At 69.7% G+C, this 12,401-nt stretch carries 13 protein-coding genes; 6 read left to right on the top strand and 7 right to left on the bottom strand.

Features of this window, described 5'->3' with window-relative positions; genetic code table 11:
* Positions 1 to 36: 36 nt before the first annotated feature.
* Both AC1RGU_RS26675 and AC1RGU_RS26670 read right to left on the bottom strand, forming a co-directional pair.
* Complete coding sequence (locus AC1RGU_RS26675) at positions 37 to 654, bottom strand: OmpA family protein (protein WP_062479230.1); 618 nt, start codon at positions 652 to 654, stop codon at positions 37 to 39.
* 4 nt (positions 655 to 658) lie between these two features.
* Positions 659 to 1,138 carry a FecR family protein gene (locus tag AC1RGU_RS26670; RefSeq protein ID WP_492698773.1) on the bottom strand — a complete coding sequence of 160 codons (480 nt, stop codon included), beginning with the start codon at positions 1,136 to 1,138 and terminating at the stop codon, positions 659 to 661.
* 151 nt (positions 1,139 to 1,289) lie between these two features.
* Between AC1RGU_RS26670 and AC1RGU_RS26665 the strand changes: the two genes are divergently transcribed.
* Positions 1,290 to 2,204 carry a cation diffusion facilitator family transporter gene (locus AC1RGU_RS26665; RefSeq protein ID WP_062479235.1) on the top strand — a complete coding sequence of 305 codons (915 nt, stop codon included), beginning with the start codon at positions 1,290 to 1,292 and terminating at the stop codon, positions 2,202 to 2,204.
* A complete protein-coding gene (dtd, locus tag AC1RGU_RS26660) occupies positions 2,201 to 2,644 on the top strand; it encodes a D-aminoacyl-tRNA deacylase (protein WP_159279411.1) in 444 nt (147 codons plus the stop codon). Before AC1RGU_RS26665 ends, dtd begins: the two co-directional genes overlap by 4 nt.
* Here dtd and AC1RGU_RS26655 read toward each other — a convergent pair.
* Genes AC1RGU_RS26655 through AC1RGU_RS26645 form a run of 3 tightly spaced genes read right to left on the bottom strand, consistent with a single transcriptional unit; the run spans position 2,616 to position 4,656 of the window.
* On the bottom strand, positions 2,616 to 3,233 hold the full coding sequence (locus AC1RGU_RS26655; RefSeq protein ID WP_492698771.1) for a class I SAM-dependent methyltransferase: 618 nt from the start codon (positions 3,231 to 3,233) through the stop codon (positions 2,616 to 2,618). The two genes, dtd and AC1RGU_RS26655, sit on opposite strands and share 29 nt — an antisense overlap.
* A gap of 12 nt (positions 3,234 to 3,245) precedes the next feature.
* A complete protein-coding gene (gene ybeY, locus AC1RGU_RS26650; protein WP_159279409.1) occupies positions 3,246 to 3,713 on the bottom strand; it encodes an rRNA maturation RNase YbeY in 468 nt (155 codons plus the stop codon).
* 1 nt (position 3,714) lies between these two features.
* Positions 3,715 to 4,656, bottom strand: coding sequence for a PhoH family protein (locus AC1RGU_RS26645; RefSeq protein ID WP_062479248.1), 942 nt, complete (start codon positions 4,654 to 4,656; stop codon positions 3,715 to 3,717).
* Positions 4,657 to 4,824: 168 nt separating this feature from the next.
* On the opposite strand from AC1RGU_RS26645, the gene ruvA reads away from it, so the two are divergent.
* The 4 genes from ruvA (at position 4,825) to AC1RGU_RS26625 (ending at position 8,849) form a co-directional block, all read left to right on the top strand.
* On the top strand, positions 4,825 to 5,397 hold the full coding sequence (ruvA, locus tag AC1RGU_RS26640; protein ID WP_056577514.1) for a Holliday junction branch migration protein RuvA: 573 nt from the start codon (positions 4,825 to 4,827) through the stop codon (positions 5,395 to 5,397).
* A complete protein-coding gene (locus AC1RGU_RS26635; RefSeq protein ID WP_492698770.1) occupies positions 5,394 to 6,290 on the top strand; it encodes a hypothetical protein in 897 nt (298 codons plus the stop codon). Before ruvA ends, AC1RGU_RS26635 begins: the two co-directional genes overlap by 4 nt.
* Positions 6,291 to 6,325: 35 nt before the next feature.
* The gene (locus AC1RGU_RS26630) at positions 6,326 to 7,318 is read left to right on the top strand and encodes a helix-turn-helix domain-containing protein (protein WP_159272810.1); all 993 of its coding nucleotides are present in this window, start codon (positions 6,326 to 6,328) and stop codon (positions 7,316 to 7,318) included.
* Between the two features lie 124 nt (positions 7,319 to 7,442).
* Positions 7,443 to 8,849 carry an aldehyde dehydrogenase family protein gene (locus AC1RGU_RS26625; protein WP_492698768.1) on the top strand — a complete coding sequence of 469 codons (1,407 nt, stop codon included), beginning with the start codon at positions 7,443 to 7,445 and terminating at the stop codon, positions 8,847 to 8,849.
* Between the two features lie 34 nt (positions 8,850 to 8,883).
* Here AC1RGU_RS26625 and AC1RGU_RS26620 read toward each other — a convergent pair whose 3' ends face one another.
* Positions 8,884 to 10,035, bottom strand: a complete 1,152-nt coding sequence (locus tag AC1RGU_RS26620; protein ID WP_492698767.1) for a serine hydrolase domain-containing protein — start codon at positions 10,033 to 10,035, stop codon at positions 8,884 to 8,886.
* Complete coding sequence (gene tynA / locus AC1RGU_RS26615) at positions 10,032 to 12,341, bottom strand: primary-amine oxidase (protein WP_492698765.1); 2,310 nt, start codon at positions 12,339 to 12,341, stop codon at positions 10,032 to 10,034. Before tynA ends, AC1RGU_RS26620 begins: the two co-directional genes overlap by 4 nt.
* Positions 12,342 to 12,401: the final 60 nt, after the last annotated feature.

Raw genomic sequence — 12,401 nt, 5'->3', positions numbered from 1 at the left:
TTCGGGGCCTTTTTCAATGGGGGCAGGGCGGCGGTGTCAGCGGACCTCGATGGTCACGCGCCGGTTGCGCGGCTCGTCCACCTCGTCGGCGGTCGGCACGGCCAGGTCGCGTTCGCCGCGGCCGACGGCCTCGATGCGGTTCGCCGGGAACTGGCGCTCCACGAACAACTGCACCACTTCCTGCGCGCGGCGGCGCGACAGCTGGTCGTTCTGCTCGCCGGCACCCTTGGTGTCGGTGTGGCCGGTCACCACGATGTCGCCGCCGCTGCGGGCCAGCGCGGCGGCCAGCGCCTCGGTCATGATCTGCTGCGACGCCGCCGTCAGCGTGGTGGTGCCCACTTCGAAGAACACCGTGTAGCGCTGCGGAAGCGGCGGGCGCATGTCGAACAGGGGCTTGTTCTCGGCCTGGACCTTGGCCGCGTCGGCCTGATCGACCACCGGCGCACCGCTCGCGCCTACTGCGGCCGTGGCGCGCTGGTAGGGCTTGGAGAGCACTTCTTCGCCGTCCTTGGCGCGCACCACCACGGCGGAGGGCGTGCCGTCAGCTTGGGGCAGGAGCACCACGCGCGTGCCCGGCGAGGAGCAGGCGGCCAATAAAAGGGCGACCAGCGCGGTCGCAGGAAGAAGGGGGGAGCGGCGTGGCGGTGTCTGCATCTTTTCAGGGTTGGCCGTTGGTCTGCACGATGAAGTCCGTGCCCCGAATGCCGATGGTGGCGGTCTGGGTTTCGACGCGCACGGCGTCGGGGTTGGTCTTGCCGATGAGGCCCGTGATCATGCGCATCGAGCCGCGCAGCAGCGACACGAGCATGCCGCCGTCGCGGGTGGTGCCGTCGAAGTGGAATTCCTTCAGGTCCATGCGCGAGGACGGGCCGACCATCAGCGTGGTGTTGTCGCGCAGCACGACGGCCGCCGACGAATCCGGGCCGGTCACGATGCGATCGACCGCGCCCAGCGCGTCGCCGGGGGCGGCCGTGCGCGTGGCGCCGGCGCTGTCGAGCAGCTGGACGTTGCCGCGGACCGTCTTCACGAAGCCGGCCTGCTGGGGCGCGGCCGCTGCTGCGGCGGGTGCCTGGGCCTGGGCCAGGGTGGCTGCGCCGACGATGGCGAGCCCGAGGGCGGCGGTCAAAAATTTCTTCATCATTTGCCTCTCTGTGACTGATTGCTTCGCAATGAGCGCAAATATTAAGGCGAAGGCGTTACATATGGTCACGCGGCTGATAATTCAGCCGATTCCTGCGACGTAATGCCCGCCCGCACAGGCCCTTTTTACCTGATCTTGTTCTTTCTGCATGACGTTGACCCCTAAAACGCTGCTTCGCGTCTCTGTCGCGGTGGCCCTGATCACCATCCTCCTGAAGGGATGGGCCGGCTACCTGACGAACTCGATGGGCCTGATCTCGGACGCCATGGAGTCCTGCGTCAACCTCGCCAGCGCCATGTTCGCGCTGGCCATGGTGACCATCGCCGAGCGCCCGGCCGACGAGGACCATCCCTACGGCCACCACAAGGCCGAGTACTTCTCGTCGGGCTTCGAGGGCCTGCTGATCGTGGCTGCCGCCGTCGCCATCCTGTGGGTGTCGGTGCTGCGGCTGCTGTCGCCGCAGCCGCTGGAGCAGCTGGGCTGGGGCCTGGCGCTGTCGGTGATCAGCTCGGGCTTCAACGCGGCGCTGGCGTTCGTGCTGTTCCGCGCGGCGCGCGCGCACCGCTCCATCGCGCTGGAGGCCGACGGGCGCCACCTGATGACCGACGTGTGGACCTCGGTCGGCGTGCTGGTCGGCATCGTGGCCGTGCATTTCAGCGGCTGGCTCTGGCTCGACCCGCTGATCGCCATCGGCGTGGCGCTCAACATCGTGCGCGAGGGCTTCAAGCTCGTGTGGCGCTCGTCGCAGGGCCTGATGGACGAGGCGCTCGATGCCGAGACGCTCGCCACCGTGCGCGCCACGCTCGACGCGTTCGCCGCCAACCATGCCGAGGGCGACCGCCTGCGCTTCGACGACATGGTGACGCGCGGCGCCGGCCAGCGCCGCTTTGCCGACCTGCACATGCACGTGCCCGGCGACTGGACCCTGCAGCGCGCCGCCAACCTGCGCGACGAGCTGGAGCAGGCGCTCATGGACGCCGTGCCCGGCCTGCGCGTGACCATCCAACTGCTGCCGCTCACCATGGAAGCGCGCGCCACCCGACTCGAGGACCACCATTCATGAAAGCCGTGCTCCAGCGCGTCGCCCACGCCCGCGTCGACATTGCCGGCCAGACCGTCGGCGCCATCGAGGCCGGCCTGCTGGTGCTGCTGTGCGCCGAACGCGGCGACGCCGACAATGTGGCCGACCGCCTGCTCGCCAAGATCCTCAAGCTGCGCATCTTCTCGGACGAGGCCGGCAAGATGAACCGCAGCGTGCAGGACATCGGCGGCGGCCTGCTGGTCGTGAGCCAGTTCACGCTGGCCGCCGACGTGAGCGGCGGCAACCGCCCCAGCTTCACGCTCGCGGCGCCGCCCGACGAGGGCCGCCGGCTCTACGAGTACTTCGTGGCGCAGGCGCGCGGCGCGCACCCGGTGGTGGCAACGGGCGAGTTCGGTGCCGACATGCAGGTGCACCTGCTGAACGACGGGCCGGTCACGATCCCGCTGCAGATGACGGCGTAGGCCGGATCACCGCTTCCCACGCCACCTTCGGTTCGTCGTAGCGCAGCACGCGCACCTCCTCGAGGTGCTGCAGTTGCCAGCCGTCGGCAAACAGCCGCTCGACCGCGGCGCGGTCGAAGAAGCGCTTGGGGACGCCGTCCACCGTGTAGAAAAAGTCTTCGTCCCGCCCGCTGGTCGACGGGCCGCGCGCGCCGTGATGCCGGTCGTTGACCGAGTTGAGGCGGCACAGCAGCACGCCGCCGGGCTGCAGCACGCGGTGGATGCGCCGCACCAGTGCCAGCGTCTCGTCCCACGCGAAGTAGTGCAGCGACAGGCTCGCGAGCACGGCGCCGACCGTGGCGCCCTCCGCGAGCGGCCATGCGTCGCGGAAATCGCCGCAATGGAACTCGGCCCCTGCGGGCACGCGTTGCCGCGCCTGCGCCAGGGCGTCGGACGACAGCTCGACCGCCACCACCCGCAAGCCGGCGTCGACCAGCGTGGCGGTGTCGCGACCCGCTGCACACCCCAGTTCGAGCACCGGCCCGTCGCCGGCGCATGCGCGCAGCAGCGGCAGCCAGCGCGGCAGCCAGGGATCGGTGCCCGACGCCATCGCGACCTCCGCTCAGCGCCCGTACGGGCTGCGGATGCCCAGGCCCGCGAGGATCTCGATTTCGTACGCTTCCATCTCGTCCGCGTCGGCCTCGCTCGTTTCGTGGTCCCAGCCCTGCGCGTGCAGCGTGCCGTGCACCAGCAGGTGCGCGTAGTGCGCGGCGAGCGTCTTGCGGTTTTCCTTGGCCTCGCGTGCCACCACGGGCGCGCACAGCACCAGGTCGGCCATCACGACCGGGCCCTGCGCATAGTCGAAGGTGAGCACGTTGGTGGCGTAGTCCTTGCCGCGGAACTCGCGGTTCAGGCGCTGGCCCTCCTCGGCATCGACGATGCGCACGGTGATCTCGCCGTCGATGTCCAGCGCGTGGCGGATCCAGCGCGTCACGCTGTGGCGCGGCAGCGCGGCGCGGTGCCGCTCCACGCCCTTGAAGCGCCCGAACTGCAGCGACAGCGACAGGGCCGGAAGCAGAGAGGCCGCCATGTCAGTGGCCTCCCGAGCGCTTGCGCTGGCCGTCGTAGGCATCGACGATCTTCGCCACCAGTGGGTGGCGCACCACGTCGGCGCTCGTGAAGTGCGTGGTCGCGATGCCGGCCACGCGCTTGAGCACGCGCTCGGCGTCGATCAGGCCGCTGAGCTGCTGCTTGGGCAGGTCGATCTGGCTCACGTCGCCCGTCACCACCGCCTTGGCACCGAAGCCGATGCGCGTGAGGAACATCTTCATCTGCTCCACCGAGGTGTTCTGCGCCTCGTCGAGGATCACGAAGGCGTTGTTCAGCGTGCGCCCGCGCATGAAGGCCAGCGGCGCAATCTCGAGCACGTTGCGCTCGAAGGCCTTCTGCACCTTCTCGTAGCCCATGAGGTCGTACAGCGCGTCGTACAACGGGCGCAGGTAGGGGTCGACCTTCTGCGTCAGGTCGCCCGGCAGAAAGCCCAGCCGCTCGCCGGCTTCCACGGCGGGGCGCGTGAGCACGATGCGCTGCACCGCCGCGCGCTCCAGCGCATCGACCGCGCAAGCCACCGCCAGGTAGGTCTTGCCGGTGCCGGCCGGGCCGATGCCGAAGGTGATGTCGTGCTTGGCGATGTTGTCCAGGTACAGCGCCTGCGTGGGCGTGCGCGCGCGAAGGTCGGCGCGGCGCGTGACGAGCATGGCCGCGTCCTCGTCGCTCATCGAGCCGTCGCCGGCCAGCGTGAGCTGCACCACGGCCGGGTCGATGGCGCGCTGGGCGATCTCGTACAGCGCCTGCAGCACCTCCATGGCGCGCTGCGCCGGGGCCTTGGGGCCGTCGACCTTGAACTGCTCGTGGCGGTGCGCGATCTTCACGCCCAGGGCGTCCTCGATGCGGCGCAGGTGCGCATCCAGCGGGCCGCACAGGTGGCCGAGGCGCGAATTGTTCAGGGGGGTAAAGGTGTGTCGCAGAATCACGCGGTATCCATTTCCATCTAATTGGCAGCCCATGCAAGACCAGCCACGCTCGAAAAAACGCAATCCAAGGCGGGTAACACCGCGGAACCGGCTTTGCCGGGCCGCCGGTGTTGCCCCCTTGAGGGGGGACGCGGCTACACGAAGTGAGCAAGCAACGGGGGGGAGCCAATGATAGGCAAACTGACCGGCACGCTCGCAGAGCGCAACCCCCCGCAGGTGGTGGTGGACTGCAACGGCGTCGGCTACGAGGTCGACGTGCCGATGAGCACGTTCTACAACCTGCCCAACGTCGGCGCGAAGGTGTCGCTGCTCACGCACTTCGTCGTGCGCGAGGACGCGCAGATTCTCTACGGCTTCGGCACCGCCGAGGAGCGGGCGGCTTTCCGCCAGCTCATCAAGATCACCGGCGTGGGCCCGCGCACCGCGCTGGGCCTGCTCTCGGGCATGAGCGTGGGCGAGCTGGCGCAGGCCATCACCACGCAGGAGCTGGGCCGGCTCGTGAAGATCCCGGGCATCGGCAAGAAGACCGCCGAGCGGCTGCTGCTGGAGCTCAAGGGCAAGCTGGGCGCCGACATCGGCCTGCCGGCGCATGCCGCGTCCGACGCGCAGGCCGACATCCTGCAGGCGCTGGTGGCGCTGGGCTACAGCGACAAGGAAGCCGCGCTCGCGCTGAAGGCGCTGCCGAAGGACGCGAGCGTGAGCGACGGCATCAAGATGGCACTGAAAGCCCTGGCGAAGTGAGTTGGCGCGAGGCGTGGTCGCGCGCGCAGGCGCTGCGCCACGAGTCGGCCGAAACCGACGCCGTGCTCATGCACACGGCCATGGCCTTGTCGGTGCCGATCATCTGGCTCTACGGCTTCGCGGGCGTGGCCTACGGCCAGTTGCCGATGCTGACGCCGGCCGGCTTCGTCGACATGCCGGGCGTCTGCGCATGGCTCACGGCGGTCATGGCTTTCGCGGTCGGCATCCTGTTCATCGACTGGCTGGTGCGCGGTGACGTGGCACCGCCGCCGGTGCCGCCGTCGATCGTCGTGCGGCACTGGCAGTCGGGCTGGCCCCGGTCGCCGGCGTTGCCACCGGAGCCATCGCCCGGCTTTCTGCAAGGCAGCGCGTCTCCGTTTCGCAGCGTGTGCCTGCTCGTCGCGGCCGTGGCCTGCGTGTCGGCGCTGGTGTTCAGCGGCCTCGACACGCTGGGCTGGTCGGTCGTCGCGCGGCCGGGTGGGTTGGCGCCGCGCGCCGAATGGCCGCTGTACCCGCTGCCGTGGATCTGGCCCTGGCTGCTGCCGCTCGCGCGCCAGCCCTTCGCGCTCGGCACCGTCGCGGTCGGCGCGGTGCTGCTCGTCGCGGCGATCTTCATGCGTTGGCGCCGGATGCGCGGCGCGTGGTTTCCGTTCTTCACGGCGCTGCCGATCCTCGTGGCACCGCATTTCCTGGGTGCCGCGGGCTTCGACTACGCCGCCGCGCGCGGGCTCGGCGGCCTCAATGAACCCGCACTGGCGAGTGCGCTCGCGCAGCATCCGGGGCGCTACAACGTCTACACTTTCCTGAGCCTGTGGGGCGGCATCGGTGCCGCCACGGTCGGCCTGGTGCTCGGCTTCTGGTTCGGCCGCTCGCGGGTCATGGACGAGGACTGAGCGCTGGCCCGGCGCCCTGCAAGGAGACACCCTCTGTGAGCGCTTCTTTCTTCGATTCGCCCGCGCACCTGAGCGGCGGCCCGCTGACGCCGCGGATGCGCGCCGAGATGCCGTTCGAGCTCGTCGGCCCGCGCCTGCAGGCCGTGTGCGGCAACTTCACGCCCGTGCCCATGCCGCGCCAGCAGACCGTCTCGGGCGGCATCGAGGTGCGGCGCGCCGGCGGGGTCGACGTGGCGCTCATCGGCCAGAACCTGCAGCGCGTGCACCGCGATGCGCAGGCCATCCGGCGCGACGACCGCGAGCATTTCTTCCTCGTGTTCCAGGACCACGGCGGTGCGCTCATGTGCCAGGGCGCGCAGCAGATCGCGGTGCAGGCCGGCGACATCGTGCTGATCGATTCGGCGCGGCCCTCGGAGTTCGTCTACGACGGCGCCAGCTCGCAGCAGGTGTCGGTGCACCTGCCGCGCGCCGACATGCTCGCGCGCTTCGGCCCCACGCTGCAGGGCGGCGTGTGCGTGCGGCGCGGCGATGCGCTGGGCTTCGCGATGCGCGCCATCCTCGCGCGCCTGCTCGACAGCGGGCAGTCCGATGACGCGCACCTGGTCGAAGCCTTTCTCGGCGTGTTCGGCTCGGTGCTGGTCGAGCGCGCGCGGCAGGCGCCGGCGCTGCTGTCGCGCAACGCGGGCGAGGGCGTGCTGCGCCGCGCGATGGACCACGTGGCGCTGCAGTTCCACGACCCGGCCTTTCACGCGGGCGAACTGGCGCGGCACCTGGGCGTGTCGCCGCGGCTGCTGCAGCGGGCCTTCGAGGCGCTGGGCGTTTCGCCGAGCCGCCACATCCTCGACACCCGGCTGGCGGCGGCGCGTGCCGCGCTCGATGCGGCGGCCCGGCAGGGCGGCCCCGCGCCGGCCATCGCGGTGGTCGCCTACGACTGCGGCTTCAACGACCTGTCGTTCTTCTACCGCGAGTTCCGCAAGCGCTACGGCGTGCCGCCGGGACGCCTCGCCCTCGGGCCGCTTGCGCACTGACTGACGCCTGAGTCCATTCGCTGACGCCTGGCTCCAAGACGCCGGCCCCTGCTTTTCCTACATTGGCCTGGCGCGCCCGCCCTGCGGCGGCGCGCGCCAGCGTCAACCCAACCAGGACAAAGCAATGCAAGAGACAAGAATGACGATCGGCGGTCGCGCGGTGCCAGGCACGGCCTCCTTCGAAGTGCGCAACCCCGCCAACGGCCAGGTGATCGGCACCGCGCCGAACGGTTCGCGCGACGACCTCGCCGCCGCCGTGGCCGCCGCGCAAAAGGCCTTCACGAGCTGGTCGCGAAAGTCCGACGACGAACTGGCCGCGGCCTGCCGCGCCGTCACCGAGAAGATCGGCGCGCATGCCGAAGAGCTGGCGCGCCTGCTCACGCTGGAGCAGGGCAAGCCGCTCAACGGCCTGGGGTCGCGCTGGGAGCTGGGCGGCGCCGCGGCCTGGGCCGGCGCCACCGCGGCGCTGTCGCTGCCGCCGCGCGTGCTGCAGGACAACGCGCAGGGCCACGTCGAGATCTTCCGCAAGCCCGTGGGCGTGGTCGGCTCGATCACGCCGTGGAACTTCCCCGTGCTGATCGCCGTGTGGCACGTGCTGCCGGCGCTGCGCACGGGCAACACGGTCGTCATCAAGCCCTCGCCCTACACGCCGCTGGCCACGCTGCGTTTTGTCGAGCTGCTCAACGAAGTGCTGCCCGAAGGCGTCGTCAACAGCGTGAGCTGCGACGACCGCACCTCCAACCTCGGCGCCGACATGGCGAGCGACCCCGTCATCCGCAAGATCGTGTTCACCGGCTCCTGCGCCACCGGCAAGAAGGTGATGCAGTCGGCCGCCAGCACCATGAAGCGGCTCACGCTCGAACTCGGCGGCAACGACGCCGGCATCGTGCTGCCCGACGCCGACCCCAAGGCCATTGCCGAAGGCCTGTTCTGGGGCGCGTTCCTCAACAACGGCCAGACCTGCGCGGCCATGAAGCGCCTGTACGTGCACGCCAGCATCCACGACGAGGTGTGCGAGCACCTCGCGGCCTTTGCGAAGCAGGTGCCGATGGGCGACGGCATGGACGAGAAGAACGTGCTCGGCCCGGTGCAGAACCGCATGCAGTTCGACAAGGTCGCGCGGCTCGTGGCCGATGCGAAAAAGAAGGGCCAGGTGCTCACGGGCGGCGAACCGGGCGAGGGCCTGTTCTTCCCCGCGACCATCGTCGCGGGCCTGAAGAACGGCGATGCGCTGGTCGACGAAGAACAGTTCGGGCCCGCGCTGCCCGTCATTCGCTACACCGACGTCGAAGAGGCCATCCGCGCCGCCAACGACAGCGAGAACGGCCTCGGCGGTTCCGTGTGGTCCAAGGACATCGAACATGCCAGGCGCATCGCCTCGCGCCTGGAGTGCGGCTCGGTGTGGATCAACAAGCACGGCGCCATCCAGCCCAACGCGCCCTTCGGCGGCGTGAAGGCCTCGGGGCTCGGCGTGGAGTTCGCGGAAGAAGGGCTGAAGGAGTACACCGACGCGCAGGTGATCTTCTCCTGACGCGTTGCAGAGCGTGGCGTGCGCCACGCTCTGTTCAGGTGCGCAGCGCGGCGGTCAGTGCGCCGAGCAGCGCATCGGTCTCGACCAGGCTCGGCGGATGGATCGGCGCCGGCCACGTGCTGTGGATCGCGACCACGAGCCGTTCCTTCGGATGGATGTAGACCTGCTGGCCGAAGATGCCGAGCGCGGCGAACAGGCCGCCGTCGAGTTCGGGCAGCGCCTTCTCGCCGGTCGGGAAGGTCCACCATTGGTAGCCGTACCCCATCGGTTCGAAGCCCGCGAGCGTGCCGGGCGCAAGGTGGCTGGCCGCATCGACGCGCGTGGCATCGGCCACCCAGCCGTCGGGCAGCACCTGCTGGCCGCCGGCCATGCCACCGCCGAGCACGAACAGGCCGAAGCGCCCGAAGTCGCGCAGCGTGGCGTTCACGCCGCTGCCGGTGAACTCCTGGCCATCGACCGCATCGAGCTGCCAGTACGCATCGGCCTCCATGCCGAAGGGCGCCCAGATTTTTTCCGAGAGGTAGTCGCTGATCGGCCGGCGGATCGCGCTGGCCAGGATCTCGCCGACCAGGCAGGTCTCGCCTGTGCTGTAGTTGAAGCGCGTGCCCGCCGGTGCCACGCGCGGGCGCTTCGCCATGAACGCCAGCACCGCGCCTTTTTCGCGCGTGAGCTGCACGCGCATCAGCTGCCGCCGGTCGGAGTCGGCGTCGAGGTAGTCCTCGTTCCAGGCCACGCCCGAGCTCATCTGCAGCACCTGCTTCACCGTCACGTCGTCGTACGCCGAGCCGCGCAGCGCGGGCAGGTAGCGCACCACCGGGTCGTCGAGGCTGGCGATGTGGCCATCTTTCACGGCCGCGCCGACCAGTGTGGAGGTCAGCGACTTCGCGACCGAGAACGACAGCCACTTCGTCGCCGCGTCGTTGCCCATGGCGTAGCGCTCGAGCACGACGTGGCCGTCCTTGATCACCAGCAGCCCGGCCGTGTGGTTGCGCGCCATGAAGCCGTCGATGCCGAAGCGCTGCGCGTCGACGGGCGTGCCCTCGGGCAGCGGATGCACCTGCGTGCCGCGCCGGATCGCGCGCGTCGCGTAGAGCCGGTCCATCTGGCGGTAGGTCGGCGCCTGCAGCGCAGGCGGCAGCGTCATCAGGTCTTCGTAGCGGCCGATGGCCTCGTCGTTCGCTGTCATTTCGCGGCAGGCCGGTTCAGCCCCAGCGTCGGCGTCTCGTCGAAGAAGTTCCAGGGCTTGAGCAGCGCATGCACCCACTCGGTCGGCATGATCGGCCACTCTTCGGCGCGCGCGACGTGCGTGGTGCCGGTGGTGAGCCACACCACGTTGTCGGTGTTCACGATCTCCTGGTTGTCGGCCGTGAACTGGCCCAGGCCCGTGTCCTTGTTCGAGCGGTTCGGGTACTTGCCTTCGGGGAACAGCTCCTCGGGGTCGTAGCGCGTCACCCACAGTTGGCGGTCCATGAAGCTCAAGCGGTGGTTGATCCACTCGTCCTTCGCGAAGTTGGCGCCCTTGGCAATCGGGTGCGTGCCGCCCGCGTACGGCACCAGCTGGTACGACACCGGGTTGCCGACCTTGTTGTTGCGCGACGGGTTGCTCAGCAGGCGGATGGTCGAGGGGTCGAACTTCTGCGCCGCCTGCTGCTCGGTGCGCACCGTGCGCTGCACCGTCTGCATGGTGCTGGTGCGCGGGCCGCCGCGCGTGTTGGGCAGCACCACGGGGTCGACCTCGGTGAGCGTGTTCTGCTCGCCGTCCACGTCCAAGTCGAGGCGGAAGTTGTAGATGTGCTGGTGCGTGGTGCCGACGATGTGGTGGTCCAGCAGCGTGCCGTAGCGCGTGTCCTCGGCGGCCGTGGGGTCCTGCATGGTGCGCGCCTTCACGCCCTTCACGGCCTCGATGCCGGTGGCGCCGGCGTGGATGCCGATGGTGCCGTTCTCGGCGAACACCCAGTCGAACAGGTAGTCGTAGTTGCCCACCGTGCTGATCCAGCGCACCACCAGCTCGCGCCGCTCGGTGCTGATGTTGGGCTTGCCCATTTCCTGGTGCTTGAACTCGGGGTCGGCATAGCGCTCGAAGACGGCGATGGCGCGCGGCACCTTGGTGGGGGCGCCGGTGTAGTCGGCCAGCGTGGCGTCCAGCAGCACGGCGTTCTGCGGCGCGTCCTTGTTCGGCTCGATGGGCGAGGTGAGCGTGCCCATGCCGTACTCGCCCGAGTCGAGATACGCCTTGAAGTACCAGCCGGTGTCGGGGTCGCCGTAGGGCACGATCATGCCGCCCAGCGAGCCTTCGTACATCACCTTGCGCTTCGTGCCCTTGTCGTTGTAGGTGACGGTGGACAGCACCAGGCCCACGCGCGAGTCGAGCCGCACATGGAAGTCCCAGTTGCGCCAGTGCATCGTGTGGCCGGTGATCGTGTAGTTCTTGCCCTCGGGCTCGGTGATCTCCAGCGGCTTGGGCGCGGGCGTGGCCGCGCGGTCGCGACCGTCGTAGGGCGTGGGCTTGAGCGGCACGGGCACCAGGCCGCCGTCCTCGATCTTGATGACCTTCTTCTGCTCCAGATCGACCACCGCCACCAGGCCCTCGATGGGGTGGGCCCAGTAGTTGCCGTCGCCCACGTCCAGGTAGCTCACGACCTTCAGCAGGCGGTCTTCCTGGCGCAGCGAATCCTTGCCGTCGAAGTAGCCCACGGTGAGCGGCGTGGCCACCACCTTCTTCACGTCGGCGATGCCGCGCGTGGCGAGCGCCTTGGCGTAGTCGGGGCTGGCCTCGATGGCGCTCTGCACGGTGGCAAAGTCGTCCAGCAGCACCATGCCGTGCGCGCCCTCGATGGGTTTCCATGCGGTGAGCGTGCGCGCCGCGAGGTCGACCGTGCCCTCGATGACCTTCTTGCCGTCCAGCGCCACGAAGGCCGCCTGGCGCGGCGCGCGCACGGGCTGGCCGGTGAGCGCGAAGTTCCAGACCTCGTCCTTGGGCGGGCGCTTCACGCTGATCTCGGTGAAGCGCAGGCCGGCCTTGTGGCGCCCCGAGGCCTTCAGCACCTCGAGCGTGGCCTGGATCTCGGCCTCGGTGAGCGGGTTCAACGGGTTGGGCACGCGCTCGACCACGAAGGTCTTGTCCAGGCTGGACTGGAACACCTGGTTCACGAAGTCGTGCGGCACGTAGGCCGCGCCCTTGCGCATGACGACGGGCACGTCCAGCTGCATCGGCTGGCCGTTGACCAGCGCCGTCTTCGAGCTGGGCTTCAGGCGCACCAGCGTGCCGTTGCGCGCCACGGTGAACACGTTGGCAAAGCTGTCCCAGCGCAGCGTGCCGCCGAAGTCTTCCACCGTCTTCTTCAGCGGCACCATGTGGGCCGCGCCGCCGTGGGCCAGGGCCGGCTCAGTGCTCAGGGGGCCGAGGGCGAGCGCCAGGGCAGAGGCCAGGGCGGTGCCCAGGAGACGCCGTGCGGCGCCGCGGCCGGGCGTTCGGTGGTAGCTGCTGCGCATGGCTGCATCCTTCTTCGCGTGTTGTGGTGGACAACCGCGAAGGTAAGAGCGCCGCCGGCG

Source organism: Variovorax sp. GW823-FHT02B07, assembly GCF_058797695.1.
This window is presented reverse-complemented; position numbering and strand designations above follow the sequence as displayed.

Bases quoted from the DNA above. Each gene is read 5' to 3' on its own strand.
- ybeY (WP_159279409.1), bottom strand. From the start codon at position 3,713: ATGGCGGCCTCTCTGCTTCCGGCCCTGTCGCTGTCGCTGCAGTTCGGG.
- tynA (WP_492698765.1), bottom strand. From the start codon at position 12,341: ATGCGCAGCAGCTACCACCGAACGCCCGGCCGCGGCGCCGCACGGCGT.
- AC1RGU_RS26620 (WP_492698767.1), bottom strand. From the start codon at position 10,035: ATGACAGCGAACGACGAGGCCATCGGCCGCTACGAAGACCTGATGACG.
- AC1RGU_RS26665 (WP_062479235.1), top strand. From the start codon at position 1,290: ATGACGTTGACCCCTAAAACGCTGCTTCGCGTCTCTGTCGCGGTGGCC.
- AC1RGU_RS26670 (WP_492698773.1), bottom strand. From the start codon at position 1,138: ATGAAGAAATTTTTGACCGCCGCCCTCGGGCTCGCCATCGTCGGCGCA.
- dtd (WP_159279411.1), top strand. From the start codon at position 2,201: ATGAAAGCCGTGCTCCAGCGCGTCGCCCACGCCCGCGTCGACATTGCC.
- AC1RGU_RS26625 (WP_492698768.1), top strand. From the start codon at position 7,443: ATGCAAGAGACAAGAATGACGATCGGCGGTCGCGCGGTGCCAGGCACG.
- ruvA (WP_056577514.1), top strand. From the start codon at position 4,825: ATGATAGGCAAACTGACCGGCACGCTCGCAGAGCGCAACCCCCCGCAG.
- AC1RGU_RS26675 (WP_062479230.1), bottom strand. From the start codon at position 654: ATGCAGACACCGCCACGCCGCTCCCCCCTTCTTCCTGCGACCGCGCTG.
- AC1RGU_RS26655 (WP_492698771.1), bottom strand. From the start codon at position 3,233: ATGGCGTCGGGCACCGATCCCTGGCTGCCGCGCTGGCTGCCGCTGCTG.